We start from the raw sequence: 697 nt of genomic DNA, 5'->3' as shown, positions 1-697 counted from the left end.
ATCTGGGTTGAAATGCGCCATCGCGTACGCTTGTTTCCACGAATCCCACGGCCACGTTAAGTTACCAGAGAACCAACGCGCAGTGACCGATGGCGTGACTGTCGCTTGTTCAATATCGCCCGCCGCAGAGCGCCAGTTACCGTTTAGGGTCTCCATCGCTTTTACCGCTACGCGAGCTTGGTCTGCTGTCGCTTCTTTGTTGATAAGACCATTCGCTAAATAGCCGTCCCAACGCGCTTTCGACGCTTCCATGTATTGAGTTGGCTTCGCCAACACATCTTGCAATTTCAACGATTCTGACTGCACTTCTTTCGCATTGTGCAGGTTAGAATACGCCGTATAAACCGCCGATGTTCGCTCAGCTGGTAGGCTCATCTCCGCGGTAGAACTGAAGGAGGTTTCGTTGGTGAACGTCTTAGTCGGTAGAGAACGAGTAATGCGGAACTCGGCATCGCGGTCATTACGGATCGCCCAGTTGTCTTTCATCTCGCTAAAGTTAATTTTAATGCCGTTCTCGATGGTCGAAATCTGGCGCTTGTAATCTGGGTAGTACTGCGCCACGGTTTGGTCTTTGCGCGTCGACAGCGCGTATTTCACCAACTCGCCATCCCACTCCAACGCCAAGTTCATATCACGTTCAGTTTTATTAGTGATGAGCGTTTCCACCAGCGAAGAACGGTCAGTCACGAAGCGCAAC

The 697-nt window shown here is 51.4% G+C and carries 1 pseudogene; it reads right to left on the bottom strand.

Going from position 1 to position 697, the window contains the following annotated elements:
- Nucleotides 1–697 (bottom strand): annotated as a pseudogene (locus R7093_RS25635) (alpha-glucosidase); the annotation flags it as partial.

It is taken from the genome of Vibrio sp. 1580, assembly GCF_033340055.1.
This window is presented reverse-complemented; position numbering and strand designations above follow the sequence as displayed.